The sequence below is a fragment of the Neobacillus sp. OS1-2 genome, assembly GCF_030915505.1.
Classification (GTDB): Bacteria; Bacillota; Bacilli; order Bacillales; family Cytobacillaceae; genus Neobacillus.
This window is the reverse complement of the sequence record NZ_CP133265.1, coordinates 2,639,832-2,666,239: the sequence shown is the minus strand read 5'-3', so window position 1 is coordinate 2,666,239 and position 26,408 is coordinate 2,639,832. Positions and strand designations below refer to the sequence as shown.

Annotated in this window: 27 protein-coding genes and 1 riboswitch; of the genes, 7 read left to right on the top strand and 20 right to left on the bottom strand. The window is 36.8% G+C overall.

Translation table 11 applies throughout. The annotated features are described in order from the left end of the window. Positions 1-86: 86 nt before the first annotated feature. Positions 87-242: a hypothetical protein gene (locus RCG19_RS13080; protein ID WP_308107496.1), complete on the bottom strand. Its 156-nt coding sequence runs from the start codon at positions 240-242 to the stop codon at positions 87-89. A 31-nt stretch (positions 243-273) separates the two neighbouring features. Next, positions 274-816, bottom strand: coding sequence for an HD domain-containing protein (locus RCG19_RS13075; protein ID WP_308107495.1), 543 nt, complete (start codon positions 814-816; stop codon positions 274-276). A gap of 280 nt (positions 817-1,096) precedes the next feature. Between RCG19_RS13075 and RCG19_RS13070 the strand changes: the two genes are divergently transcribed. After that, a complete protein-coding gene (locus RCG19_RS13070; protein WP_308107494.1) occupies positions 1,097-1,495 on the top strand; it encodes a (deoxy)nucleoside triphosphate pyrophosphohydrolase in 399 nt (132 codons plus the stop codon). A 128-nt stretch (positions 1,496-1,623) separates the two neighbouring features. Then, positions 1,624-2,139, top strand: coding sequence for a hypothetical protein (locus tag RCG19_RS13065; protein WP_308107493.1), 516 nt, complete (start codon positions 1,624-1,626; stop codon positions 2,137-2,139). A gap of 26 nt (positions 2,140-2,165) precedes the next feature. On the opposite strand, the gene RCG19_RS13060 is transcribed toward RCG19_RS13065, so the two are convergent. From RCG19_RS13060 to RCG19_RS13035, 6 genes are all read right to left on the bottom strand, one after another. Then, positions 2,166-3,758, bottom strand: a complete 1,593-nt coding sequence (locus RCG19_RS13060) for an IS66 family transposase (RefSeq protein ID WP_308107492.1) — start codon at positions 3,756-3,758, stop codon at positions 2,166-2,168. 102 nt (positions 3,759-3,860) lie between these two features. Further along, complete coding sequence (tnpB, locus tag RCG19_RS13055; RefSeq protein ID WP_308110990.1) at positions 3,861-4,145, bottom strand: IS66 family insertion sequence element accessory protein TnpB; 285 nt, start codon at positions 4,143-4,145, stop codon at positions 3,861-3,863. 134 nt (positions 4,146-4,279) lie between these two features. Beyond that, complete coding sequence (locus tag RCG19_RS13050; RefSeq protein ID WP_308107491.1) at positions 4,280-5,305, bottom strand: site-specific integrase; 1,026 nt, start codon at positions 5,303-5,305, stop codon at positions 4,280-4,282. Further along, positions 5,289-6,287, bottom strand: coding sequence for a tyrosine-type recombinase/integrase (locus RCG19_RS13045; protein ID WP_308107490.1), 999 nt, complete (start codon positions 6,285-6,287; stop codon positions 5,289-5,291). Before RCG19_RS13045 ends, RCG19_RS13050 begins: the two co-directional genes overlap by 17 nt. Continuing rightward, complete coding sequence (locus tag RCG19_RS13040; protein ID WP_308107489.1) at positions 6,280-7,521, bottom strand: tyrosine-type recombinase/integrase; 1,242 nt, start codon at positions 7,519-7,521, stop codon at positions 6,280-6,282. Before RCG19_RS13040 ends, RCG19_RS13045 begins: the two co-directional genes overlap by 8 nt. A 185-nt stretch (positions 7,522-7,706) precedes the next feature. After that, positions 7,707-7,901: a hypothetical protein gene (locus tag RCG19_RS13035; protein WP_308107488.1), complete on the bottom strand. Its 195-nt coding sequence runs from the start codon at positions 7,899-7,901 to the stop codon at positions 7,707-7,709. A 91-nt stretch (positions 7,902-7,992) separates the two neighbouring features. Here RCG19_RS13035 and RCG19_RS13030 point away from each other — a divergent pair, with 91 nt between their 5' ends. From RCG19_RS13030 to RCG19_RS13020, 3 genes are all read left to right on the top strand, one after another. Next, on the top strand, positions 7,993-8,766 hold the full coding sequence (locus RCG19_RS13030) for an ExeA family protein (RefSeq protein ID WP_308107487.1): 774 nt from the start codon (positions 7,993-7,995) through the stop codon (positions 8,764-8,766). After that, a complete protein-coding gene (locus RCG19_RS13025; RefSeq protein WP_308107486.1) occupies positions 8,756-8,944 on the top strand; it encodes a hypothetical protein in 189 nt (62 codons plus the stop codon). Before RCG19_RS13030 ends, RCG19_RS13025 begins: the two co-directional genes overlap by 11 nt. Before the next feature lie 287 nt (positions 8,945-9,231). Beyond that, on the top strand, positions 9,232-9,765 hold the full coding sequence (locus RCG19_RS13020; RefSeq protein ID WP_308107485.1) for a hypothetical protein: 534 nt from the start codon (positions 9,232-9,234) through the stop codon (positions 9,763-9,765). A gap of 113 nt (positions 9,766-9,878) precedes the next feature. Here the strand turns inward: RCG19_RS13020 and RCG19_RS13015 are convergent, their stop codons facing one another. The 7 genes from RCG19_RS13015 to tenA all read right to left on the bottom strand — a co-directional run bounded on the left by RCG19_RS13015 (position 9,879) and on the right by tenA (position 18,029). Continuing rightward, a complete protein-coding gene (locus tag RCG19_RS13015; protein WP_308107484.1) occupies positions 9,879-10,298 on the bottom strand; it encodes a hypothetical protein in 420 nt (139 codons plus the stop codon). Positions 10,299-10,563: 265 nt separating this feature from the next. Further along, complete coding sequence (locus tag RCG19_RS13010; protein ID WP_308107483.1) at positions 10,564-11,202, bottom strand: hypothetical protein; 639 nt, start codon at positions 11,200-11,202, stop codon at positions 10,564-10,566. 204 nt (positions 11,203-11,406) lie between these two features. Further along, positions 11,407-14,205, bottom strand: a complete 2,799-nt coding sequence (locus RCG19_RS13005) for a DEAD/DEAH box helicase (RefSeq protein WP_308107482.1) — start codon at positions 14,203-14,205, stop codon at positions 11,407-11,409. A 240-nt stretch (positions 14,206-14,445) separates the two neighbouring features. Continuing rightward, positions 14,446-15,189, bottom strand: coding sequence for an energy-coupling factor transporter transmembrane component T family protein (locus RCG19_RS13000; RefSeq protein WP_308107481.1), 744 nt, complete (start codon positions 15,187-15,189; stop codon positions 14,446-14,448). Beyond that, positions 15,186-16,775, bottom strand: a complete 1,590-nt coding sequence (locus tag RCG19_RS12995) for an ABC transporter ATP-binding protein (RefSeq protein ID WP_308107480.1) — start codon at positions 16,773-16,775, stop codon at positions 15,186-15,188. The genes RCG19_RS13000 and RCG19_RS12995 overlap by 4 nt, the downstream gene beginning before the upstream one ends. After that, positions 16,753-17,349: an ECF transporter S component gene (locus RCG19_RS12990; RefSeq protein ID WP_308107479.1), complete on the bottom strand. Its 597-nt coding sequence runs from the start codon at positions 17,347-17,349 to the stop codon at positions 16,753-16,755. Before RCG19_RS12990 ends, RCG19_RS12995 begins: the two co-directional genes overlap by 23 nt. After that, positions 17,346-18,029 carry a thiaminase II gene (tenA, locus tag RCG19_RS12985; RefSeq protein WP_308107478.1) on the bottom strand — a complete coding sequence of 228 codons (684 nt, stop codon included), beginning with the start codon at positions 18,027-18,029 and terminating at the stop codon, positions 17,346-17,348. Before tenA ends, RCG19_RS12990 begins: the two co-directional genes overlap by 4 nt. A gap of 109 nt (positions 18,030-18,138) precedes the next feature. Next, positions 18,139-18,244, bottom strand: a riboswitch (TPP riboswitch). Between the two features lie 627 nt (positions 18,245-18,871). Here tenA and RCG19_RS12980 point away from each other — a divergent pair. Further along, positions 18,872-20,527, top strand: coding sequence for a restriction endonuclease (locus RCG19_RS12980; protein ID WP_308107477.1), 1,656 nt, complete (start codon positions 18,872-18,874; stop codon positions 20,525-20,527). A 485-nt stretch (positions 20,528-21,012) separates the two neighbouring features. Here RCG19_RS12980 and RCG19_RS12975 read toward each other — a convergent pair whose 3' ends face one another. After that, entirely contained in the window at positions 21,013-21,969 is a 957-nt protein-coding gene (locus RCG19_RS12975) for a helix-turn-helix transcriptional regulator (protein WP_308107476.1), read from the bottom strand. A gap of 82 nt (positions 21,970-22,051) precedes the next feature. On the opposite strand from RCG19_RS12975, the gene RCG19_RS12970 reads away from it, so the two are divergent. Continuing rightward, positions 22,052-22,531, top strand: coding sequence for a GyrI-like domain-containing protein (locus RCG19_RS12970; RefSeq protein WP_308107475.1), 480 nt, complete (start codon positions 22,052-22,054; stop codon positions 22,529-22,531). A gap of 151 nt (positions 22,532-22,682) precedes the next feature. On the opposite strand, the gene RCG19_RS12965 is transcribed toward RCG19_RS12970, so the two are convergent. The 4 genes from RCG19_RS12965 to RCG19_RS12950 all read right to left on the bottom strand — a co-directional run bounded on the left by RCG19_RS12965 (position 22,683) and on the right by RCG19_RS12950 (position 25,846). After that, positions 22,683-23,879 (bottom strand): class I SAM-dependent rRNA methyltransferase, encoded by a 1,197-nt coding sequence (locus RCG19_RS12965; protein WP_308107474.1) that lies wholly within the window; start codon positions 23,877-23,879, stop codon positions 22,683-22,685. Positions 23,880-24,000: 121 nt separating this feature from the next. Further along, the gene (locus RCG19_RS12960; RefSeq protein ID WP_308107473.1) at positions 24,001-24,222 is read right to left on the bottom strand and encodes a YdbC family protein; all 222 of its coding nucleotides are present in this window, start codon (positions 24,220-24,222) and stop codon (positions 24,001-24,003) included. Positions 24,223-24,249: 27 nt separating this feature from the next. Then, positions 24,250-24,876 carry a lysozyme inhibitor LprI family protein gene (locus RCG19_RS12955; protein WP_308107472.1) on the bottom strand — a complete coding sequence of 209 codons (627 nt, stop codon included), beginning with the start codon at positions 24,874-24,876 and terminating at the stop codon, positions 24,250-24,252. A 238-nt stretch (positions 24,877-25,114) separates the two neighbouring features. Beyond that, positions 25,115-25,846: a DUF4230 domain-containing protein gene (locus RCG19_RS12950; protein WP_308107471.1), complete on the bottom strand. Its 732-nt coding sequence runs from the start codon at positions 25,844-25,846 to the stop codon at positions 25,115-25,117. Positions 25,847-26,408: the final 562 nt, after the last annotated feature.

Here is a 26,408-nt window from a genome sequence, read left to right as displayed (position 1 = left end):
TCGCTGAACCGTGTGTAGTAAGGGACAGGCGCCTTATACCACTCCCTACTCCTACTCTATAGCACCATTGGCAGGCACTACTATCTCTATCTTTTTTCAACAAGTAATAGAATGAATGTAGCTAGTGGACCTAATAGCAAGGATAAAAGAAACCAATTAAATCCACTCCTATTCTTGCCTTGAGCTAATCCAGCATTAATTAACGATAATGTTCCCCAGCCGATGTAATATCCGCCATCCATATGAATACCTCCACTCTCCTAAAGGGCCTACTTAATTAGGTTTAAACAATTGATCAACCTCATTTTTTAATTCATCTAATAATCTAATATTTGTCTGGTACCCCAGGCTTTCAACCACGTTTCGATAATACCACTCTTGATCACCTTTCCCGCGGTTAAACCTTTCCCAAACACTTTCACCCATTTGCTTATAATCTTCAATGATAGACTGTATATTATGTAATTTATCTGCGCAGGCAACAGCCCGAACCTCATCTGGTGCTGTCTTTAAAAACTCGATTGTATGCTTTTTTCTTTCCTCCCAGGACAATGACTTATCTGGTTCAGAGCATCCCTCTACAATCCTAGCTATTATTCTCCCAAAATCCCGTTCAATATCTGCTAATGTAAGAGACGTATCTTCCACCGTATCATGTAAGATTCCTGCAGCAACAAGATCATCGCCATATCCTGCCTTCATTAACATCATTCCAACCGCGACAGGATGAGTAATATAGGGAATATCCGTATGTTTTCTAAATTGATTTGCATGAGCTTTGCTTGCAATCTGAAGTGCCTTTTCAATCACATTCATAATGGGTCATCCTCCTTTTCTTTTTTAAGTCCAAGGTCTACCCTAATGAAAATTATTTCTTATAAAGTATTCTATAAAAATTCTCCTTTTTGTTTTTCCCGTTCCACTTGTTGCTATCAAGATTTCACAGCTGGTTAATAGTTATAATGGTCTTATCTAATGATAGATCATTAGGGTTATTTTTCCAATAAAGAATTTAGGATTCTGATAGCAAAACCTCATTTTAGAAATCCGCTAAAAAATGGTATTATTAAAAAGAGAAGAAAGTTTGGGGGCTATCATGAAAAAACTTGTAAAAGTCGTCGCAGCGATTATCGAAAATGAGCAAAAGGAAGTTTTATGTGCGCTAAGATCTCCTGAAATGTCTATCCCAAATAGGTGGGAATTTCCTGGTGGTAAAATAGAAGCCAATGAGGACATCTACTCAGCATTAAAGAGAGAAATTGATGAAGAATTAGATTGTAAGATCGAAACATACAATGAGATTTTTAACGACACTACCCATGAATACGAAACATTTATTATTAACCTAATCTCAATTAAATGTCGTGTTGTCAAAGGAACTCCTACAAAAAGTGAACATTCCAAGCTAATTTGGCTAAAAAGAAAAAATTTAGATTCCCTAAAATGGGCGCCGGCTGATGTTCCAGCAGTAGAACAATTAATCCAAGAAAAATAGTCTTCTCGAGATGAGAAGACTATACTTTTTCCGTAAACTGGAGCGAACACCTTCAAAAAACCATTGATGAGTATGAGCGAAAGATAATTATTCAAAAACAACAATTAAAAGAGCTTGAAGAGACAATCATGTCTAAGGATGATGCCTTAGAGGAGTCTCAAAAAAGTATCCTTCAGCTACAAATAAAGGTTAATGGTTTTGATAAATTGGAAATTCAATTACGTAAAGATATTGAAAGACTAGAATCCGATAAAGAAAAAAATGAAAATGATTTACAAAGAATCCGGGAAGAGCGACTGTCTGAAAAGGAACAACTTCAGAAAAGTATGGATGAACTAAAACTCACCCATAAGGATGAAAGAGATCGTTTAAATCAGCAAATTGTTGATTCTATTAATAAACTAAAAGAAACAGAGCCTATCAGTAAAGATAATGAAGAATTAAAAGCCCAGGTAAAAGAACTTCAAGAATCTCTTAGAATGAATAGTCAAAAATATGAACTTGATTTAACGCGTCTTCAGGAGCAAGCTGAGGTAGAAAAAGAAAGAGCCCTCTTAGTAAGAGAAAGAGAGTTGAGAGTAAGCCCGAAATATAAAAAGAAGCGCACCTTTCAGGTACGCATGGCGAATAACCGTTTATCGTGATTTCTTTAATCAGATAGACGGTTATTTTAGTTGCCACATTCTGTTTGTATCATTTTCGACCAGGGCATGTATTGATTTAAAACTTCCGGGTTTTGATAGATATCTAGATTCGGTAAATCTGTCAGTAACTTCAAAAGATAACGATAGAAATCCACATTGTTTGCTTTTGCAGTTTCTGCGATACTTAAACAGATTGCATTGGCTTTTGCACCGGCTTCGCTAACAGAGTGGATCCAGTTTTTTCGACCCACCACACTCGGGCGAATAGCATTCTCGGCGGGATTATTATCCAATTCAATTCGCCCGTCGTTCAGGAATGCTTTCAGTCCGTTTGCCCTGTTCAATGTATATTCAGCTGCTTTCGCAAGTGCATTTTTGCCGTAAAATGGTGAAGTTTCTACCCATTCAAGGAATTTATCTACAATTGGCTTCGAATATTTCTGGCGCTTTTTTCGTTGCTTACTCGGAGACAAATGTCTAAATTGCCTTTCAAGGCGGTACAAATCGTCACAGTAATTCACACCGATTTGCCCATTTTTGCTGTCTGCCTTTAGCCAATAACGCCGAACATGCGCAAAGCAATTTGCGAAGGTAACGCCTTTCAATTTATCATAGGCGGAATATCCATCACAAATAATCGTTCCGGAAAAGCCGTCAACGAAACTTTCAAGGACAGATCGGGCACGTGACAATGAACTATGGAAAAGTGTTATTATGGGCCCTTGGCTCGGCACACTTCGAAACACCCAATTATAAGCATTAGTTTGCCCAGATTTCCCGTCGGATCGATTGATAATTTGCGCATAGGTTTCATCGATATGTAAAACGGATTTAGCCATCATTAGTTGTTTCATCCGTTCATAAATAAGGGATAACCAATCATGTGCAGCTCGAATAACCCAGTTAGAAAGATTCTTATCATTGGTATTCAATCCATAGCGAACCCATTCCTTTACCTGACGGTAAAGCGGTAAATATTGTGCAAATTTATCATAGATAACTTTGGCAAGGACGCTTGGACCCGCGATACTGCGTTGAATAGGAGCCTGTGGAGCCTTACCGCGTTTAATTTGCGCTTTCTGAAATGCATCATCTTTGCAGTTTTTACATTCATAAGCGTGTTCAATATGTTGAACTTTCTTCATTCTTGCAGGAATGAATTCTGCTTCTTCGCGTACGACAGTGCTGCCAATTTCAATCATCGGTCCCTGGCAACAGTCACAGGTCGTATTTTTTGGATGATGGTGAACAGCTTCTACTTCAATACCATCATGCAATGAATCATTTCGCTTTTTCTTTTGGACTTTCCGTACAACAGTATAAGAAATTGTCTGTTGGCTTTGTTCTTCTGTGGGCTCAGATTCGCTAAAAGACGGGCCATCATCAAATAATGAACCTTGTCCTTCTGGCTCATTATATTTAGCCATTTCAGTTTTAGAACCAAATAATAGCTTATTTAAATGGCGAAGTTGTTCGGTTAACGCTTCAATTTGCTTAGCCGATTGATCTAGCTTTTTGGATAGATCTTTGTTTTGAAGATTCGAATACGCCAATTGTTCTTCGAGAAGTCGAATTAATTTTTCGTTTTGATTCCCGTTATTGGAAGGAGTATTAACCATAAAAAATCACCACTTTTCGCCCATATAAGTTAATTATATTATACCATTTTGAACGAGCTAAGTGAAGGTGGAAACGGCTTTAAATCAACGTTTTTAACTAATTTAGAACACTCCCTCCGGTGATTTCTGAATTGCTTTTGGTTGCTGAATTGAAAGCCCTTCTAGCAACCAGCGAAGGGTCTGTTGAGAAAGTTTACGGACTTCATTTTCATCTTTAGGCCATTGAAGTTTTCCGTTATCCAAACGTTTATAAAGCATGGCGAAGCCATCCCCATCAAAATATAAACATTTGTAGCGGTCCTTGCTCCATCCAGAAAATAAGAAAATAGAATCACTATAAGGATCCAGATTAAAAGAATCCTGAATCAATGTTGCAAGGCCATCAATGCCCTTTCTCTTATGTGACTGTTCTCATAAGAGAAATTATGCGAAGAGTACTATTATGGGAAGTAGGGATTCGAAAGACCCTTATTACATAATCAAAGTTATAAACATACTTCCCATAATTTTTTATTATCAGGTTACTTGCATAAATCCGTAAGCCAATCCATCAACTTAGAATCTTCCTGCCAAGAAGGAAAGTCCTGTATATTCAGATCAATATACGCTTCTTCTATGGCCTTTCTTTTTATCTCATCGTTCAACCTAGCATATATTTCAGTACTTTTTACACTTGCATGACCAAGAAAATCGCGGATATAAACTAGAGGGATGCCAGCCTGTAGCATATGCGCTGCTCTAGAATGTCTTAACACATGACACGTTATCTTTTCCTTTCTTTGAAATTCAGAATTCATGCATGCACTTTCGGCATGCTTATTTAGAATATAAGCTACTCCTTTTCTAGTTAGTTTTTGTTTCTGCTGATTAAGAAATAATGGTGTATCGTTCAATGAAGGGGTGTATCCCGATTTTTGTTCTGCAATATATTCCTTTAACAAAGAAGTTGTATTTTTCATTAATGGTACAGAACGTGTTTTATTTCCCTTGCCGCGAAGTATTACAACAGACGGTGCATCCAGTCGGACATCTTGAAAAGTCAGATCAATTATTTCTTGGACTCTTGCGCCACTATCATACATAAGGGCCAACAAAACAAGATTTCTTCTCCCCACTTTAGAGGAGATGTCCGGCTGTGCTAACAAAATTTCTGTTTCTTTTAATGTTAGGAACTTAATATCAGGTCGGGGGCTTTTTTTAATCGGGATAGCAAAAACTTTTTGTAATTCAAACAGATTTTCAGGGCTTTCTAATTGTACATACCGTATAAAAGAGTGGATTGCCGCCAAGCGCTGGTTTCTTGTCGAAATGCAGCACCCACGGCTTTTTTCAAGCCAATCAAGAAAGCACGAAACAGATTCAAACGTAATCATATCAAGTCGTAGATGTTCCGGTCGGATTTTCCTATCCTCTTGCCAAAACAAAAGAAATAATTTATACGTATCCCTATATGAAGATATAGTATTTTTACTAACATTCAATGTTCCTGGAAGATATCTGGTGAGAAAACTGGACAAGTGCTTAGCAAAATCAGATTCTTTCTTCACTTAAACTACAGCTCCTTTCAGGAATGATATATCCATGTGCATAATCTAGCTTTGAAATGATTTCTGGATATAAATCTGCAGTAAGCCGCAGATAGTATTCTGTTCCCCTAAAATCTGCATGACCAAGATATGCCGAAAGGTATGGCATCAGGTTATTTAAATCATTCCCAGCAAGAGCCCACTTTTTAAATCGATGAACACAAAATGCATGGCGCAAATCATGTATTCTGGGTCCATGTCTTGTATGGGGAATGCCAGCTTTCCATAAGTATTCTCGATAACGTTTGTATGTGCTAGTGTAGGATATATGAGTTCCTGATGTGCGACCTGGAAAATAGAAATCACTTGGTCTACTTAATAAGTGCATTTGTTTGGAATAGGCTCTACATCGGATAATTAAGCTTTCTACCATAGGAACAATCCGGTCTCTTCCGTTCTTCGCATCAATGATACTTAGATAGCCCTCTTCGAGGTTGACATCCGTCACTTTTAACCTTAGTGCTTCCATAACTCTTAACCCACAACCATAAATCATGCGAAAGAGCAGTGGATCTATTTGTTTTCGATATCCCCGGCTTTGTGATGTCCAACTCCAATTATCAATCTGTATAAAGATTTCTTTTAACTCACTTGAGGTATATATATATGGAATACGAATTGGATAAGAAAATCGCTTTTTGGGTGTGGTTGGAATTTCAATTTTGTATCCTTGTTTTAAAAGATATCTAGCAAACTGCCGCATTAAACAGAGTCGGCCCTCATATGTCATCCTAGATTCGTTTTTATTCTTGGAACAAAATTGTTCTAATAGATCCCTATTAAGTTGTTCTATACTAATATTTTTTTCATAACAATACTTATCAAACTGTTTCATCCATCTTTCCTGACAACGGAAACGGTATCCAGCAAGATGTTTCTCATTAATGAAATCTTTTATGATAGATGATATAGCGCTTTTCCATCCATAATGGGATTTATTCATCAAAGAACACCTCCTCGGGATCAATGGGGCATTTCTTTAATGCTTCCATGTTAATCTTTAGATAATGACTTGTACTCTGGGTATTCCTGTGCCCAAGAATTTCCGAAATAACGGGAAGTGCAGCACCATTTTCAAGCATAGTTCGAGCAAGGCTACTTCTTAAGGAGTGTAAGCCTCTATGTTCGTTCTTTGGAATCTCAAGCCCGGCAATTCTCATATGTTTGTGAAGAACATTTTGAAGTTTATTTCTCTCGGAAATGGGTCCTCCCTCCGGGGAGTGTCTTACAAATAATGTAATATCATCAGTTGTTGGTCTACCATTCTTTAGATAGTCTATAACGGCCCAACCAACATCCTCTAGTAAAGGCAGTTCAAGTGGCTCACGAGTTTTAGACTGTATGATATGAATTGTTCTTTTTTGCCAGTTAAAGTCGGTAATTTTAATATTGCGAATATCGCTTGTGCGAAGTCCGAGTCTCACAACAAGAAGTAACATTGCATAATCACGCTTACCAACTGGATTACTACGATCAATGGATTTCATTAGTTTAATGACATCTTCTTTTTTCCAAGAGGAAGGGACGAATGAATCCCTCACATATCGAATATCGGGAAGGAGTGTGTGAAGTTCATGAGATACTAGGTGATTTTCAAAAAGGAAATGGAAGAATACACTTAGTTTTGATGTTAATGTTTTTAGATAAACTTTTGAACAGTCGATATACAAGGTCATGTAACTGGTTATGGTCCCTGCTAAAATATCATCCATAGATGATATTTTGTTGGCATCTAGAAATGTAAGGAGCTTCTTTACAGGATATATTAAGGAACGGCGGCTATGGTCCGTGTATCCTTTGTACTCACAGTAGGTTAGAAACCTTTCATACACATCTGAAAAGCAGCCAGGACACTGAAAAGGTTTTTTCTTTCCACTTCTAGCAGCAAAGTGGACTGTACCATATTGTTGAAAATGCCAAAGTTTATTAAGATGGCGAATTTTTTCAGTTACATACTGAGTGTTATTACCCCTACGGGTATCGAAAGATGCACCATATCTTTCCTTAACAAATGCTTGCCCAAGTTCTTCACTGTATTTCTGTTGGCCAACTTTATCCGCATAGGACATTAGGAGTGAATAAGTCTGAGAATGTTTATTAACACCTTTTTCGGTATACCCCTCTTGTCTAATAGCCTTTAATACCTCATGTATTAGCCCATTAATTGTTTGGTCCATACAATTACCTCTCTTTCAATTAGATAAGTTCAGTATGGAACATTATGGGAAGCGTTAATCAAATACTTTGCGGTTTTTAAGGGCTTTTCTCAAATCACTCTCCATAATAAAACAATTCCCATAATTTCTCATATCCGTTTTACCACAAATAATAAAAATGTTTTTAACTCCGGTAAAATCGTGCCTCATAGATGTTTCAACTCCCTCATAACAGTTTGGATGATGCGCTCATCTATGCCGTTAAAGAAGGAGATTTCAGTAGTTGCCGTCTTGATCGTACAAGCTGCGTTCGAGGAGAACGTCGCCTGTGTAATGGGGGAAGTATTTTTATCTTCGGTCTGTAATGTAACGGGGACGATAGTTAATTTTTGTTGCGACATAGAAAAACACCTCCCTTTATTTGATACTTGTATCGTACCAAAGAGGTGATGGTAATTTGTATGCGTTGTTTGAATGGGGGCTTACTTTGAAATGAAAGGTGTTCCTTTTACCCGTGAGATTTCACCTAAGCATTTGTTCCATTCCTCTAGCCAAAAAGAAGCCTCTGCACGTTTGGAATATGCGGTGCAGCACCGTCAGTTTTGCCTATTAACCGGAGAAGCAGGAATGGGGAAATCAACGGCCATCCGGTCATTAGTTCATCAATTGGATCCAATTCATTATCATTACTTATATATCTGTGATTCTTCTTTGACACCAAAACTTTTTTATCGGGAAGTTCTACTGAACTTCGGCATCCAGCCGGCCTTTCGGTCAACAGATGCAAAACGTCAATATCAGTCTTTGATGCTTGATATTTATGAGAATGAGAAAAAGCATGTCGTTGTTATTTTAGATGAAGCCCATCATTTTTCCGACTCTATGTTGCAGGAGCTGCGCTTCATTCTTAATTTCAAAGAGGATTCCATGTCTCCCCTTTCGCTTATCGTTGTGGGACAGCCTAGTCTGCGAAATCTATTAAGGGTAAAGCAGTTGGAAGCCATTGAACAGCGAATTCAAATGCGATATCAAATGAGTGGTCTAACAGAAAAAGACACGAATGAATATATTCGTCACCAGTTAAAAGTTGTAGAAACACCCCATGAAATCTTTTCTGAAGAGGCTGTTATAGCGATTTATAACTTTAGCCAAGGGATTCCAAGAAAAATTAATACACTGTGTAGTCAAAGCTTATTAGATGCCTTCATACAAGGAAATAAGATTGTGGGAGAATCGCACATCCATCGGGTGATCAATGAACTGTAGAAATGTATGTAGTGATAATTATAAACAATTGGAGATTGGAATTGCCGAGATGGAGGCAACCGTTGAACGGCTAAGAACGGAAATAAATGAGTTAATAGAAATTAGAAATGCATTGAATCAACTGCATGGCTTTCTAAAGAAGGAGTCTAAGGAACTGATTGAGGATCTGCCATTTTAAATGGCAGACAACAAGGTTGACTTCTATAAATGCCATCGGCATTGAGGGTGACTGTTAATCAGTTGCCCCGTCAACGCCACTGGCAATATAACCGCCAAAGAAGGTGGCTGCGGACAGTATATATACGAAATGTTTACAAACGGTTTTTGGTATTAGAATATGGGCCAAAGACAGTTGTTTACGTATAAATTAAACCAATTATTTATATATTAATAAAAAGTGGATAAACAAAAAGCGGAATGGAAAATAATGTACCCTTGAGTACAGCGAGAGGAATGAAGCTTAAAATGAAAAAAATACTTAAAATTTCGATGTTTTTAGTAGTGATTTTTTTTACCTTTCATCATATAGGTAATGCTAGTGGTAGCAATGATTTTCAAACAAAGAAACCTATGACTGTAGAAGAAGTATATGAAGCTGAGGGGTATACCAATTTTAAAGTTGCAACTAAAGAGTTTGAAAAAAAGTTTAATTCAAAAATAAATCTTCCTCAAAAAATACCGTTTAAAATTGAATATAAGTATGCAAAAATTGATAAAAAAAATTCAAAGGTCACTTTCGAATATCTGGGTGAAAATTTTAAAGGAAATCAACTTAAAATAGTAGCAAGTTTAAATGATTTAGGTAAGTTTAAAGGAGGATATAATTACTATACGAAAAATGGTACAGAAGTATATATCCGCCATAATCCTAATCCACACCAATCTACAATGTTATCTTTTAAAAAAGATGATCTTCAATATTATTTAATTTTGTTCTATCAAAACAAAGATTTAGAAAAAGAGAAAATAATCGAAATAGCTAATTCATTTGATATATAAACTAATGGAGTCGTATTCGATTGACCATTACTGTCTTTGTGGTTCAAGACCTATAGAGTGAATCCTTGTCAAAAAATAAGAAGGACAGTTCTTAAGCTGTCCTTCTTAACATATTATTGTTGTAACCAACCATAAGCATAAGATCTTCCTTGTGAAGAATCTCCACTCGTAACAATAACCATATAGTTACCTTCTGTTTGAACTCCGTAATGGAAAGTGGCTGCTCGACCAAAGGGCACAATATGACTTTCTAGTTTTGAACTTGGACCACTTGGGTTATATCTCCAAAGACTAACTTCAACTTGAAATTGACCTTTGGAAGCATAATTATTATTTACTCCCCAGTCAATCACACTGCCTTTAGTGAAATATATAAAATTAGTACCAGCAGTTTTGTCTCCCCACTCCATATATGTTCCCTGACATTGTATTCCTGCATAACTACAATTCGTATCTTTTTCAGCATGTGAAATAATTGGAGCCAAACTAAATGTTAGCATTAACAAAAGTGATGAAATTAGTAACTTTTTCATAAATAACCACTCCCCTTTTTGTATATAACACCAATTCTGCATTATTTTTACAAAACCTTCTTTTTTTAAAAAATTTTTAAAAAATTCTTTTCATATTAATTGGCGTACTGTCTTTCATGCCATGCTTCTCAGCTAAAAGCCTATATCCCAATTTACCTTTTTGATATTCCTTCACTAACATCAACTTAAAATTTTTCACTATATTTGGTCATAAAAATACACCCCGAAAGTTAGATTTCACTCTAACTTTCGGGGTGCAGGACATTTAGTTGGTGCTGTTTTCTATTTGTTCGATAATTTTCCAAGCTGAAGTATTAATGACATATACGGATTTTTCATCTTTCTCATGTGAATCTTTAACTGGAATTATATCTAAGGTTACCTTTGCCTTTTTTTCATCCTTGAAAATTAATATGACAGAAATTTTGTTGGTTTCAGTATTAAATGCCCCTTTTTTCACTACATATTGTACGTCTGTGATTTGTCCGTTTCTTGAAATACGTTCCATTATTCCTTCAGCAACCTTTACTTTATCAGTAATATTGCTTTGGAATAGATCTTTTGAAATAGTCTCGGGATAAAAACTTGATAAAAATATGTCTATGTCATTCGTAAGGAGACCCGCGATAAAGTACTTTAATACATCTGTTTTGGGGTCTTTATTTTTACTCGAGTCTTCAGGAGGATTAAAATAAGCAATCTCAGGGTTTCTTCCTTCGGATTCTAACCAATCAGAGGTTTTATTCACATACTCTTTTGTTTGCTGAACCTCATTTATAACCTCATTTTTGGTAGAATCCAATTCTAACTGTTTTTTTCCTGCCTCTGGCCCCCATATAATGTACATCATTAATAGAAAAAAAATAATAATACTTAAGCTGATTTTGACTACTTTGGATGACATTATTTAGTTGCTCCTTGATCGGCAGCTTCTAAATCCTCTCTAAGAATTTTCCACTTATTTGAGATTTCTGCTTGTTTTACTTTGATATCCATATATTCATTACGAAGATATTCTTTGTCTATATCATCCTTATTTGCCATATCTATAGCGGTAAGTAATAGCTGATGGGAACGATTGACAAGACTAATGAAGTTTTGGTTGGCTTCACTCCGTAAATAGGGTCGAAGGTATTTCGTTTTCCAATTTTAATTTAACGGTAATTGGCTTCTCACCTTCAAATTCAACAGTATTTCCTCTTCCAATATAAATAAATGGTTCATTTTTACCGTCGATTTCCCGGTACTTCCTTACAAAGAGATGAAGGTTAATCCCACGGCGTTCATTAAAAATAATATTTTGCCCTCGATCCGTATTTTGGGATGTACTATTGGGTGTTTGCCATTGAAAATAATGCTCATCAATAAATTTATCATTATAATTAATACTTTCCTTGATATCCTCTTCTTTATGAAGGTCGATAAACAAGAAATACTCATTCCCATTCGTAAGGAGTCCTGAACCTCTAAACGAACTGTGCATTTTTCGATAATTTGATAACAAAGCAGCATCCACCATAGAGTATTGTTCATATAATTTAAAATGTGGAACACCATAATATCCTGCTTTGAATTCCTTCTCATAACGGAAAATTCCGTAATGAATAATATCTACAATAAACTTTCGGTATTCCTCATTTTCTAATAGCCCCATAAACATTGTAGTCTTACTCAGTTTACCATTACTGTATTGAACTAATTTAGGCTTATTCTTAAGCTGGCCACTATCATAGTAATTTTGATTCAATGTTTCAAAGGCATGTGACACACTATCATCATCAACATGACGAATCATCTTAACGATCTGCTTTTTTGCAGTAATTAAATTTATTTCTTCATGATCCAAAAGATATTGAATGATCACAAACTCGTAAATCCTTTTAAGTGGTAGCTTACTGGATAACTCTTTTAAAGTCCCTTCAAATCCATCATTTTGTAAAAGACCTTTTAAATCATCATCTTTCTCAACTTTGGCCACAAATTGCAAGTACGATTTTTCTCGATCTATGAATTTAACGGGATCCGGTGCCCCGTCATATTTCATATAATCCATTAACAATAAAGGAATTCGTCCCTGATTGAGTTTCTTAAATTCGAAATACTCTTCTTTCAAATATTTCATGGAATTGAAGTTTTCGTTATCAATCTGTGCCAAAATTCTCTCTTGTGAAATCTTATCCATTTGGATATGTGTACAGCCAGGGATGTTTGCAAAGCCTGTTGCAATCGCTACCTTTAAGCTTTCCTTATCATAATAACGGCTGCCATTTAATGCCAATGCAATGAGGAAGGTTTTATTATGGTTTCCTATAAAATCAAGGACTGTTAAGAACTCCTTATTAGCATGCTTCCGCAATCCTCTTCCCAATTGTTGAATAAACACAATTGGGGAGTTGGTTGGCCTCAACATGAGCACCGTGTTGACAGAGGGAATATCAACCCCTTCATTAAAAATATCAACGGTAAAAATAAATTCTAATTCGTCATTGTCCTTTTCTAGGCGATTAATATATCTTTCACGTGTTTCTGGTGGATCAGCCCCGTATAAACAGACGCTTTTATAGTCCTTTTTATTAAATTCACTAGCCATATATTGTGCATGCTCAATGCTTACACAGAAACCAAGCCCTTTTCTTTTCTCTCCGTCATGACCATAGAAGTCCATTTTTTCAATAATAAAATCGACACGTTCATTCACCTTAAGCCTCTTAGTGATCTCGGTGATATCATCAATGTCTACATCACTCAAATCAATGCCTTCGATATCGGTTATGCCAAAGTAGTGAAAAGGAATAACCAGCTCGTCCTCTAGAGCCTCATGCAACCGGACCTCGAGTGCCACATTATTATCAAATAAATCAAACACATTATAGCCATCGCTTCGTTCCGGCGTTGCCGTCATTCCTAAAGTAAAATTTGGCTTGAAATAGTCCAATACCGTTTGATACGTCGGACTTATCGCATGATGGGCCTCATCAATGATTAAATAATCAAATTCATCATTTTCAAATTCATGATAGCATTTCGAAATGGTTTGGATAGTGGCAAACACATAATCAACATGTTTCTGCTTATGATTACCTGTTAGAAGACCAAAAGTAAATCCTTCATTGGGAAGGAGCATTTCAAAAGTATCCTTAGCTTTCTTCAAAATCTCTTCTCGATGAACAATAAAAAGGAGTTTTTTAGGTTTCACATTCTTCACATCAAATGCCGACATATACGTTTTACCGGTACCAGTTGCAGCTATGACAAGCGCCTTTTTCTCCCCAAAACTCCGCAATCTATCCAAATTTTCAGTTGCACGTTTCTGCATCCGGTTTTGCACTATATATTTTTTGTTCTCATAGATTAATTGATGTGATATCTGGGTGCTCTTAAAGCTTTTAAGGAAATCCTCATATCTTCTAATAAAATCCTCATCCGCTTCCTCACTCATGTTCCATAGATAATCATATTCCTTTAAAACATCCTTAATGAATCTGCCATTCTCCTTGGCGATAATTTCAACATTCCATTCAATATTGCTTTTAAGAGCACTTTGGGTGATATTGGACGAGCCAATAATCACTTTGTAGCTATCTTGGTATTCAAATATGTATGCCTTCGTATGAAAGCCAATCTCTTTATCCGTCACAAAAACCTTTAAATCAACATTCTTAAATTCTCTAATTTTTTCTAATGCCTTTGCGTCAGTAAAATTAAGATAGGTTGAAGTAATGATCTTTCCCCGGATGCCCTTTTTCTCCGCCTCTTTTAAAGGATCAAGGAGCAACTGCAGTCCGCTGAAATTAATAAAGGCCACACTAAAATAAAACTGCTCACACTCATTCATCGATTTTACTAACTCTTTCAATAAATTCCCCTTATCGGAATTTACGATTAACTTCTTTTCAACCGATTCCATTGGATTTCTCCTGCCCACATTAATAATAACTTTTTAATGTTATTTATTGGATATGAGAAAATTGTACTATAACTAGGGGTAATAAAAAAGATCTTCTATTGAATTATGAGAATAGAAGATCCTATTGCTACGTTCTTTTCAGCTCATTTTTGAGTGAATCATGAAGTACCTCCAATTCAAACTTCTACTACTTCAAAAGAAGTAAGCAATCAAAATAATTTACCAGGTGGCATTTTCACCTTAAAATATTCTACTTATTGCACACACACCAAAGATCATAAGCAAAAGGCCTATTAAATAGACCAAATCCTTTGCCCCTAAACTCGTCGTTTGATAATAGGTCCGATTTCTTGTGCCTGTAAATCCTCGGGCCTCCATCGCAATCGCGATTCTCTCTGATTTTCGCACTCCCTGAGTGAACAACGGCAGCGAATATCTCATAAAAGCTTTCCAACTATTTTTTTGCTTATAGCCGCGAATTTTATGGGCTGCCTTCATTTGATTGAGTTCAGATTGAAAAAGCGGAATAAAGCGAAACCCGGCCAAAAATCCATACGCCCATTTAGGTGAAAGTTTACATTGATGAATCAAACTCATGATGAACGAGGTTAAATCCGTCGTTGAGGTGAATAACAATCCAAAGGTTACGAATCCTAACATCCTTAAAGAAATCGTTAACCCATGATTCAGACTCTCTTCTGTCACATGAAACCAAGCCCAACTCCAAATCGGTTCTTCCCCTTTACCAAACGCCGCCATCATCCAAAAGATTAAAATAAAAAAACCTAAATAGGGTAAAAGTCTTTTCAATAAATATGACATTCTCCATCCGCCCAAAAAAATGCCTATGAATACAGCAATAAGCCATATACCAAACGTTTCTTTCGGATCTGAAATGGCCATCAAGATAAACATAGCTAAAAAGTGAGCAAGCAGCTTACAAGCAGGGTTTAAGCTCGAAAGCCATGATTGATTCCCCTTCATACGAGACATAGCTCCTCTCTAGCTTGAAATAATTGATAATGCAGAGGAGGCACCAATGGGCTCTCATTCAAAAGGTCTTGGTCCATAAATAATTGATATGGTGTCCCATAGAAAGCAGCTTTTCCCTTTTTAAAAAGGATAACTTTATCCGAATAGCGATCCACTAAATCCATATCATGGGTTACCATGATAATGGTTGTACCCTGTTCTTGACGCTCCTTCAGCCGTTTAATCAGCTCGTTAGCAGTCTTTTCGTCCTGGCCGAATGTTGGCTCATCCAGTAATAATAACGCTTGGTCGAATAATAACATCGTGGCCACACTCAAACGGCGTTTCTGGCCAAGGCTCAGTGTAAATGGATGGGCGTCACGATAGGATTCCAATCCAAATTCCTGCAATAACTGATTGGTTTTTTTACGGATCTGCTCTTCCGGCCAATTTCTTTGCCGGCCGCCAAAGGCGATTTCATCAAAAACAGTATTTGTAATGAATTGCAATTCTGGATTTTGAAAGACAAAGCCTGCTTTCTCATATAGCTCCTGATCAGACCATTTTTTTAATTCCTTTTCAAGAAAATGAACTTTTCCTTTTTTTAAGGATTCTAAGCGTGCTAAACTTTTCAGGAACGTACTTTTGCCGCTCCCATTTTTCCCGATAATCGAAATCCAGTCCCCTTTATGGATGGTCAGATTAATGTCGTTTACAATCGTCGTTTTCCCATAGCCGATTTCTAGACTTTCTGTATGGATGATAGGGTTTTCTACCGAATCGTTTTTCGGTTGTTCCATCGACTTCATTTCTATGATCCTAGAGAGTTCGATTGCTAATGGATGAGTATCATGGCGAACCACATCCGGCCACTTTATCGGAAATAGCTTTGGACGCCAAATTCCAGCCTCCTGGATCTCTCTCTGGAAATTCACCAAGATTTCTTCAGGTTTGCCATCGCCAATCATCCTGCCATCTTTATTAAGAATAATCACCCGGTCCATCCATTCGATACATCCATCCAGTACATGTTCAACAAATACCATTGTTTGGTTGTTTTGTCGGGATACATCTCTTAACAATTCAAAAATCTCGTTTCTTCCTTCAGGATCCAGTTGAGCTGTCGGTTCATCAAAGAACAACACATCAGGTTCCAGTGCTAATAAACAGGCTAGTGCCAATCGCTGCTTCATTCCGCCGGAAAGTGAATCAATCGGCGTACGTTTATCAATCCTCAATCCCGCTTTATCCATTAGATCCTCTATCATCCCATCCATTTGATCACGTGGAATCATCCGGTTTTCAAGACTAAATGCAATTTCTTCATCTACATGCAGCATGCAAAATTGAGAATCAGGATCTTGAAACATCACACCGGTACGATCTGGACGTACGATTTCCCCCGATACTTCAGCATCTAAAAATTCAGGGATAATCCCGGCGAGTGTGGAAATCAACGTTGATTTTCCGCACCCGCTAGGTCCTAAAATTAATAGTTTCTCACCTTGCTGAATCGATAGATTGATATGATTTACTATTTTTTTATTATGTTGGTAAAAGCGAACCGATAAATGGTTACATCCCAGAAACATATTCATCCGCATGACTCTTTTTTCTTCTTTCCTTCATGATTTCATATTGGTCTAATACACCTGTTTTGGCGAGAGACTCTACAACAATTTTTGCTAAACAACCTCCCAGAATGACTCCGCTGATCACTTGAATCGCTAATGTCGTAAGCAATACTTCAGTTGTGTAATAGCTAAATCCGTTGGCTAGTAAGTTATACATCAAGCTGCCTACCGCTGCGAGTGCACCTGACAGCATTAATGTAAACAGGTTATAGCGTTTGTACCTAAACATGGCAAAGGCTAGTTCTGCTCCAAGCCCTTGAAATACACCTACTAACAAAGCAGATAAACCAAAGTGGCTGCCGGTTACTAATTCAACGGCCGCGGCAGCAACCTCTGCTATAAAGGCAGCACCTGGTTTTCGAATGATGAAAGCAACAATTGGGCTGGCAATCACCCAAATTCCGAACATAAATCCAGCACCCACTGGACCAACGAGTGCGGAAATCGGAATCCAAAGTGTTGACCATCCTAAATAAATGACTCCGCAGGCCACCGCTAAAATGACAGTAAGAACAATCTCTTTCATTTTCCACTTCATCTTTTTACCAGCCCCAGTTGAACAGGCCATTCTTCTCTTTTGTATGCCATATCCCAGAACATATATTCAAGTTGGCAGCTTAATAGGAAATGCTCCTTCAGCTTTTCTTTTTCCTTCGCAGTTGCGTGTAGAACCAATTCATCTAATCTCTGGCAAAATCTTGTGGTAGTATCTGGACGATTCCCATAAAATTGAATCCATTCATAAAAGGGATGGGATTCATCCGGATTAACCTCTTTTATTAATTTTTCGCCAATTTCCCAATAAGTCCACGGACATGGCAGTAACACAGCCAAAATTTCTGCTAATGTCCCTTCATGGGCAACTGTTACCATATGGCGGATATAATGATGGGCGGATGGCGATAATGAGTACCCTTGTAATTCCTTATACGAAACCCCTGCAATTTGGCAAAAGTTATGATGCGGATGGACTTCACTGTTTAAAATAAAGCCAATCTGCCGATTGAATATCTCCATATCCTGCCGATTTTCACACTTCGAAACAGCGATGCCATAAATGCGAATAAAGGAGTTTAAATACTCAAAGTCCTGTTTTACATAATGGATTAATTGTTCCTTTCCTAAATTCCCATCGGCTATTCCCTGTACAAAAGGATGTTCAAAAATTTCTTGAAAAATAGGTTCTGCTTCTTTCCTTAGTTCTGCTGAAAAACTCATCAATATTTCCTCCTTAATCGTAATTGCTAGAGGAAAAGGGAAACGGCTATATAAACGAAAAAGCCGCCCCATAAATGGAGCGGCGCAAATTATCCAAATTAACATAACCTGAGCACTGTCTCCACTTTCCTCCGCTAGTATGAACTAGATCAGGTTCAAAGGGTCCAAGATTACAATCTTGTCTCAGCCATGTCATGGCTCCCCTAGTGGTCAACCTATTCTTTTGCTATTACTATACCTTACCAATTTTGATTGCGTCAATGAGACTTTTTACCCTCACAAATAAAAGCATCTTGTTCAAGTTGTCCACTTTCTCTTAAATCAGATAGGATGGGCGTTTCATAAGATAAGTGCCTGTCACACCTCGAATAATGTCGAAATGTTCGACAAAATGTGGGTGGTGACAGGTACTTCTGCTAATCAAATTAATATTCTTACCAGCACGTTTGAATTCTATCATTTTTCGCAAGATTTCTTTATGCCGTGCACTTTCTAATCAGGCTGAATCACTGTATCTGTTAATAAGTACTCCGCATCCATCAAACTACCCAGGAACGCTTTTTCAGCCAGGCTCATTCCTCTTCACCTGCCGTTAGATCCAATCCCCAACAGGTAAAGGTTTTAGCATTACTGAATTGACCTAAATACTCCATTCTTAACTGTGGTAATAAAACACATTCAAAAATGGCTATATTTTCAAATGCACTTTAATTCTCCTTGCCAAAATATGATAAAATAAGACATAATTCCTATTTATTTATTCAAACTCTTAAATAAATAGTATTAATTCGAAGCTATTATTTTATATTTTACATTATTATTTTTGAAAGGATTCGATGACAATGTATGAAATAGAGGTAAGTCATAAAGGACTAAATAAGTACAGGGTTATCAGAGGCAATAATAAGTACGTTGTACAACAAAAAGCTGAAATGCAAATAAAAACATGGGAAGAAATGTGGGAGAAAAAACAACGACAGGTTAAGCAAAAAAATGATAGAGAACATGCTGCAAAAGAAAAACAGGAGAAAAAAGAATTAGCAGATAGACTCACCAATGAAGCAGTTGAACTACTCGATACGATCCAAAACACTCTAATATATACTCTAGATATTGATGATAAAGTTAACTGGGATGATTTAAAGGATCATTCGAAGTTTACTATTCCAACTCCAAAGATGACTAAAGAGTTAAGAGTTTCAAAAGAGCCTTTACAGACTGATGCACTTTACCAGCCTAAACTAAGAATTTTGGATAAATTATTGACTAATAAAAAACAAAAGAAAATAGATGAATTATCTCAACTTTTCAACCGACATCATGAACAATGGGAAAAGGAAAAAGAAGAGATATTAAAAACCAATAAGGAAAGTCAAGAGAAGTTTGAAAAAGCACTGAATACATGGAATGAAGAAAAGGCAAGATTTCTAGCAAACCAATTAGAAAATAATAAAGCTGTCGATGACTTAAAGGAAAGTTATTTAAAAGGAAGACCCTCAGCAATACAGGAATATTGTGATGTAGTACTTTCAAATTCAAAATATCCAGATTGTTTTCCACAGGAATTCGATTTAGATTTTAATGATGTTAATAACACCATGATAGTTGAATATTTACTACCTAATCCCAATCAGTTACCGACATTAAAGGAAGTTAAATACGTTCAAACTAAAGATGAGTTAAGAGAAATACATTTATCAGTTTCTGCTTTAAATAAAATATATGATGCTCTTTTATATCAAATTGCTTTGAGAACTATTCATGAATTATTTGAGGCCGACACTATAAATAAAATAAATTCTATTGTGTTTAATGGATGGGTTAAGTCTATAGATAAGGCTACAGGAAAGGAAGTAAAAGCATGTATTTTATCTGTTCAAACGCTCAAGCAGGAATTTGAAGAAATTCAACTGGCCCTAGTAGATCCAAAGCTTTGCTTTAAAAATCTAAAAGGAATAGGGAGCAGTAAATTATACAGCTTAACTCCTATAGCTCCAATAATCCAGATTAACCGTCAAGATTCTAGGTTTGTATCTTCTTATAACGTTGCTGACTCGTTAGATGAATCAGATAATTTGGCAGCAATGGACTGGGAAGATTTCGAACACTTAATAAGAGAGTTATTTGAAAAAGAATTTAACCAAAATGGCGGTGAAGTGAAAATAACCAGAGCAAGCAGGGATGGCGGTGTTGATGCAGTGGCATTTGACCCAGATCCAATTCGTGGAGGAAAAATTGTTATTCAAGCAAAAAGATATACTAATGTGGTTGGCGTCTCAGCAGTACGTGACTTATATGGAACAGTCCTAAATGAGGGTGCTACAAAAGGGATATTGGTTTCCACAGCTGACTATGGTCCGGATGCATATAATTTTGCAAAAGATAAGCCTCTAACTTTATTAAATGGGAATAACTTGTTACATTTGCTTCAGAAACACGGGTATCATGCAACAATAGACATAAAACAAGCGAAGGAAATTTTAGCTGGTAAAAAGTAAGAAATAGAGTGCCTTTCACTACCCTTATAACTTCGACAAAAAACAACAAATTACCGGTAGTGACAGTACTGGCTTTGTGACAGGTAAAAAAATTGGATCAGTCCAGCATTCAGGTAAAGCTTTAAAGCAGCTGGGGACTGACCCCAAAATACAGTGAAAGAAAAAAATAAGCGGAGTTTTTCCGGTTAAATGTTGAATGGCGTTCGTTTCGAGGTAAATAAGTGGAGTTTTTCCGACTATGCAACACAAAATCTCTCATTTTCACGTTTTTCGAAGCAATAGGCGGAATCTCTCCGCCTATTTAAGCTATTCCTAATTTTATTTACCAATTAAGCGGACTTCTTCCATCTATCTAACTGATCGGGTACTTACCATGATCCCCAGCCGATAAGACTTTTGTAAGCACCGCAATTGTTCACCCTATCACATAAAGTTGTGCCAGCTAAAGTATTACCGCACCGCACTTAGGGTTTGGCACACTTTCCCTAATAAGGATTCTTCTTATTTACCTCGAGATTAGGGGATGTGGCAGGTTCATAGATATTAATAATTTTTGCCAGGTACACGCGAAAATCCTTTTCAAAAATCCCACCTGCCATCACTTCGGCATTCGCTCCTAACTGTAAAATAAAGCGATAGGCATTCTCAACATTGGGAAGCTGTAGGTCTGCATAATAGGTTGTTTCATCACATGGTGTAATCACTGAGGTGCCAAAGCGTTCGATAATGATATCACGAACCCGCATATTCGCTTTCAAGCGAACCGGATAAAACTGTGGAAGGTTTTCTTTTGGTATTTTATCTATTACGGCGTAATCGCGTGGATTGAAAGTTTCGTCTGTAAATTTCAAATTTGTCATCCGAGCCAAGCGAAAGGTGCGAAAGTCCTCTCGTTCAAAGCTATAGCCTTGTATATACCAGCGTTCGCCTTTATACATCAAGTGATATGGTTCAATTGTTCGAGAAGAATGGGTACCATTGGCATCGTAATAATCAAATTTGACAATTACGTGTAAACGGATTGCATCTTGTAAGGACTCAGCTACGGCCTTTAATTCTTCCGTTCCTTGCCAACCAGTAAAATGCAAAGAAAAATCCATCTCAGCGTTCCATTGTTCTGTCTGCATGGCACGGATTTTTGTCATAGTTGATTTGATTTCTGGACTTTGAATGAGCTGCTCCACACCATGTAAGGCAGTTAAAATATTTTGCAAATCTTTAGAGGTTAACAACTTTTTATCAACTTTATAGGTAGGCATCAGCCCAATTCCGCCATTTCGTCCCGGAACAGTAAAAATTGGGATTTTCGCCATATTTAGTGTTTCGATATCACGATAAATCGTTCGTGTAGTTACCTCAAAAGTTTTTGCTAGTTCTGTTGCCGAGACTAATTCTCTCTGCAACAAAATCATAATCATACTAATTAATCGTTCAATTTTCATAAGAATCTCCAAATATATGACAGACTGCTGTCAGGGTTTGTTGGTTATAGTATAGATAGAAAATATGAAAAGAGGAAATAAAATGACTACATTAGCAATAAAACACATGGAAGAATTAACATTGACTGGCTATAGTACAATTGTCCCAATGCCGACAATGGAGAATGTAGAAGATGTATCGAAACAAAAATCAGCCCACTTTGGGACACTCGCACAAAGTGGCAAATTTGCCGCACTAATGGCTGGCAGCAATGACAAAATTGGTTATGCAGTCGGGACAACCGGCAGTGAGGGCTTATCCTATTTCGCAGGTGCAAATACAGCGACGGTTGCTGAAGATGCGGAACAATTAATCTTGCCAGCAGCTGATTATGTCGTGCTTACTGCTGAAGGAGCACCAAGCCGACAATTATTTGATCAATTAATTCGCCAATTTTTTGGAGAAATCTTACCAAACCATCCTGAACTTAAGTATGAGGATACCTATGTCATCGAAATGTTATTGAACGGTAACCCAATGGACGCGGTTGTTGAATTAGCGATTCCGGTAAAAGTAAAATAAAGTACCTGACCCCCAGTGTGTTATTGTGTTACGAACTGGGGGTCAGGCACTAAATCTCTTTACACAGTGGAATCCATTTTATGACGTTCCGATTGGAACCCTTCTTCTTTTGAAAAAATAACTTGGAATGTTACAGGCCATTTGCCTTTTTCTATGATAATTTCTTTATAAATAGTACCTTAAGATAGCTGCCCTCTGGGAATTCTTTGATTATTTTAAAGTCTTTCGGCAAGGAGAATTCTTCAACTAGCTGATATTTCCTATTCGCTTCCCTAAATGCCTGATCAATAAAACTTTTAAATTTGGCCATATTAAAAGAGCTGGAATTAGTGGATGCTACGATAATCCCCTCATCTTCTGTTATGGCAATAGCTTCCTTCATAAGATTTTTGTAGTCTTTTTCAGCGCTGAATACTATTCTTTTTGATCTAGCAAAGCTTGGAGGATCCAGTATGACCATATCAAATGTTAGCTGCTTTTTCACCGCATACTTAAAGTAATTGAATACATCTTCAACAATGATATCCTGTGAGGCATAATCTAGCCCGTTCAAACTAAATTGTTCAATGGTCTTGTTTAAGCTTCTATTTGCTAAATCCACACTTGTTGTTTTAACTGCGCCTCCTAAAGCAGCGAAGACTGAAAACGCGCCAGTGTAGGAAAAGGTGTTTAGTACCTTCTTTTTTTCCGCATAAGCATCACGGATTCTTTTTCTTACATCTCTTTGATCTAAAAATACTCCTACCATCGCACCTTCATTTAAATACACAGCGATGTTTACTCCATTTTCTTTTACGATAATCGGGAATGTTCCTCTCTCTCCCGCTACGAAATCATCTTCATCTATATATTTCCCGCTGACATCAAATCTTTTCTTTTGGTAAATGGCTTTAAACTCAACCAATTCTTTCAGAGCATTTATAATATACTCCCGAAAGTGGTAAATTCCTTTGCTGTACCAGTTGATTAAATAATAGCCAGCAAAATACTCTATGGTTAATCCGCCTAAACCATCGCCTTCACCATTCACTATTCTAAAGGCATTCGTATCCAGGCTATTAAAAAACGGTTCTCTAACGTGGATCGCAGCTCTCAATTTATTCACAAAAAACCTTTGGTCAATCTGTTCATTTTCATTTCTACTAAGGACCCAGCCGTACCCTTTGTTTTGTTTTCCACAATAGCCTTTTGCAATAAACTTATTCTTTTCATCAACGAGACGGATAATGGTTCCTTCTTCAGTAGCTTCGTTCAAATTAATGAATGCTTCCTTTGATATAAGCGGATAACCACTTTTATATTTATTGACAAACTTACTCTTAATCGTTAATATGACGTCTTTTTTCATCTTGTCATCCTATCAAAAATTTTTTTATTACACTGCATATCATATACAATCATTTTGCGAAACACCAATCTTTTAGAATACAGTCTAAAAAAGGAGCTGTTGAAACCAGCTCCTTTACTCCTTACAGTTTCATCCCATTCAACAAATCTCGCAAAGCCTTTAACTCCTCCACGCTCAATGTAACCCCTTTTCCCATTTTCTCATGCTCTGGTGCCCAGTCACGCAAGTCGAATTTGGGTTCCTTTCCATTCCAGCTAATGAGATTAAGTTCTTTACTCCAGCCTTTAGGGGACTGTGATAGGCTCCCCACTGTTTCTTTGATTTCAAATTTAATTTCTGCCACTGTTTTTACCTCCATTAAAGATATTTATTAATCTGTCATATATGTGTTAACTAATTCGTAACTTCTTTCCTTTGTTGAGTTGTATAAAGAGATATAATAGGCAACGTTTTCAAAGGTTCCCCCTTTATACTTAAGTCTTTCTTCATTAGCCCTATCTTCTTTCTGCTCTATCCATTTCATTTGTTCATTTTTTAAATCCTTCGTTGTCTCTGGAGATAACTCCTTTTGTAGTAACGCATAAATCTCATTTAATATTTTGTCATACCTTTCGAAAGAGACTCCATAGTAGTTTTTCATGGCGTTTGTTATACCATTATCTGAATCCTTCTTTTCCGGCATAGCATCAAGTTCTATTTGGATGTTGTCTAATCTTTCTATAAACTCGTTCCTTCTCCCCTCTATTTTTGATGTTTTGTCTTCCTGAATCGTTTCATTTAGTTTATTAGATGTATTAACACTATCATCGGATTTCACTGTATTGTCAGTAGATGAATCATTAGATTCAGTGGAATCATCCGTACTTTCTGAAATGTTATCAGACTCCGACTGATTTTTGGTTGCTGTGGTTTTATCAGATGTATGGCTACAAGCTGACATTCCGACCAATAAAATAACTAAAAGGGTTGCCGGAATAAAACGTTTGCTTTTCTTCATTTCTCCAACTCCGATCTCCTGTTTGATCTTCCATACAAATTATTTTATCATAACCAAAATTACCCTTTTACATTTTCGTGTTAAGCCCTCCGCAAACGACCGGTAGTAAAACAAATACAGATGTGAATGATAAACTGATATTTTTAGCTGGTAGATTCACAAAAAAAGTTCCCCCAAACCAGTAATTTGAGGGAACCTTCTATGAACCACTTATTAACACAGGTGCCACTGCAACCGATTATTTGAAAGTAACCGTTACGGTATAATCTTGAGTTTTATAAAAATCTTGCAGGGCCGTGCGGGCATTATCTTCAGCCGTTTTTAAAAGACCAGACTCTCTAGCTTTCTTTTTTATCTTTTGTTTAGCAAGATCTTCTTGTTCGAACCCTTCCTTCCCATTGGGTTCGCTGCGAAACAGGCCCTCATTTGAAAAGATTTGAATGTTCTTTGAGTCGATAGATGGTTCTTGGACAATGGTGGCATGCGGTAAAGTGAGATGAATCGCCTTCGTGTTGGTATCCAAAATGATGTCCCTTTTAGTCAAATTCTTCAAGTCAACACCTGCAGTCACTTCACCAGAAGCGACCAAGAAAAATGTCCTTTTTGTCCCAGGAAAGTAAAATGAGATGTTTTTGCCAAATAATTTACTATCTTCTTTAGATACAATCGTTTCGATATGTGCTTGTACTGTTGCCAATGTGGCTAATTTTTGGACACTCTCTACCACTGTTGCACTTTTTAATGTTTCTCCTCTTTGTAAAAAATCACCTGCAAATGAAATGACTAGACCAACGATAACCCCTATGACAATCCCTAAAATCCAAGATTTTGCCAATCGGAATTTTTGAAACAGATGAATAGGTCTAGCTGGTTGTACTGCTAAAGTGGAAGCAGTTTCCTTTTGAGCTTGTTTCAACTGATTCATCATATAATCTAGATCACTTTTGGATAGTTTGTCTTCTTCGTTCATACGTTTCCCCCCATAATCAACCTCATTTAGTAAAATGAGATTTTATACCCACAGAAATAATATTTTTTCTTGAATCTATTATACTTTAATTCGACATTTTTCGTTGAATTTATATTCATTTCACCAATTATTCACAGGGGGTTCAAAAAAATTCCGTCCACAAACATAATTTAAGATGATAAATCTTTGATTCGATGGATATTGATGATTTTGTAATTGAAATTAGCTCCCCATGTAATTACAAATAAAAAACAAAACACTAGGCACTTCTGCTATTCTTTCCCCTATGGTAAAGCCAAATTTAAGACGGATACCGTCACTTACTAGGGCTGGCACCAATGATCTCTAAATCAGATTCTTGGAACCTTCCGGAATGTGATGCATGCCCCCGAAGCGTTAAAGCGTTACCTCACCGGGGATCTGGTAATGTATCAGCTTCTTTTTAAGAAAAGGGTATATTTTTTAAATACCATAGTAATAATTGTAGTAGGTTTTTATTTCTTGTTATTACTTGCAGTAAATTGCAGTTGTCTGATATATTGGGGGTGAGAGGTGATATGTT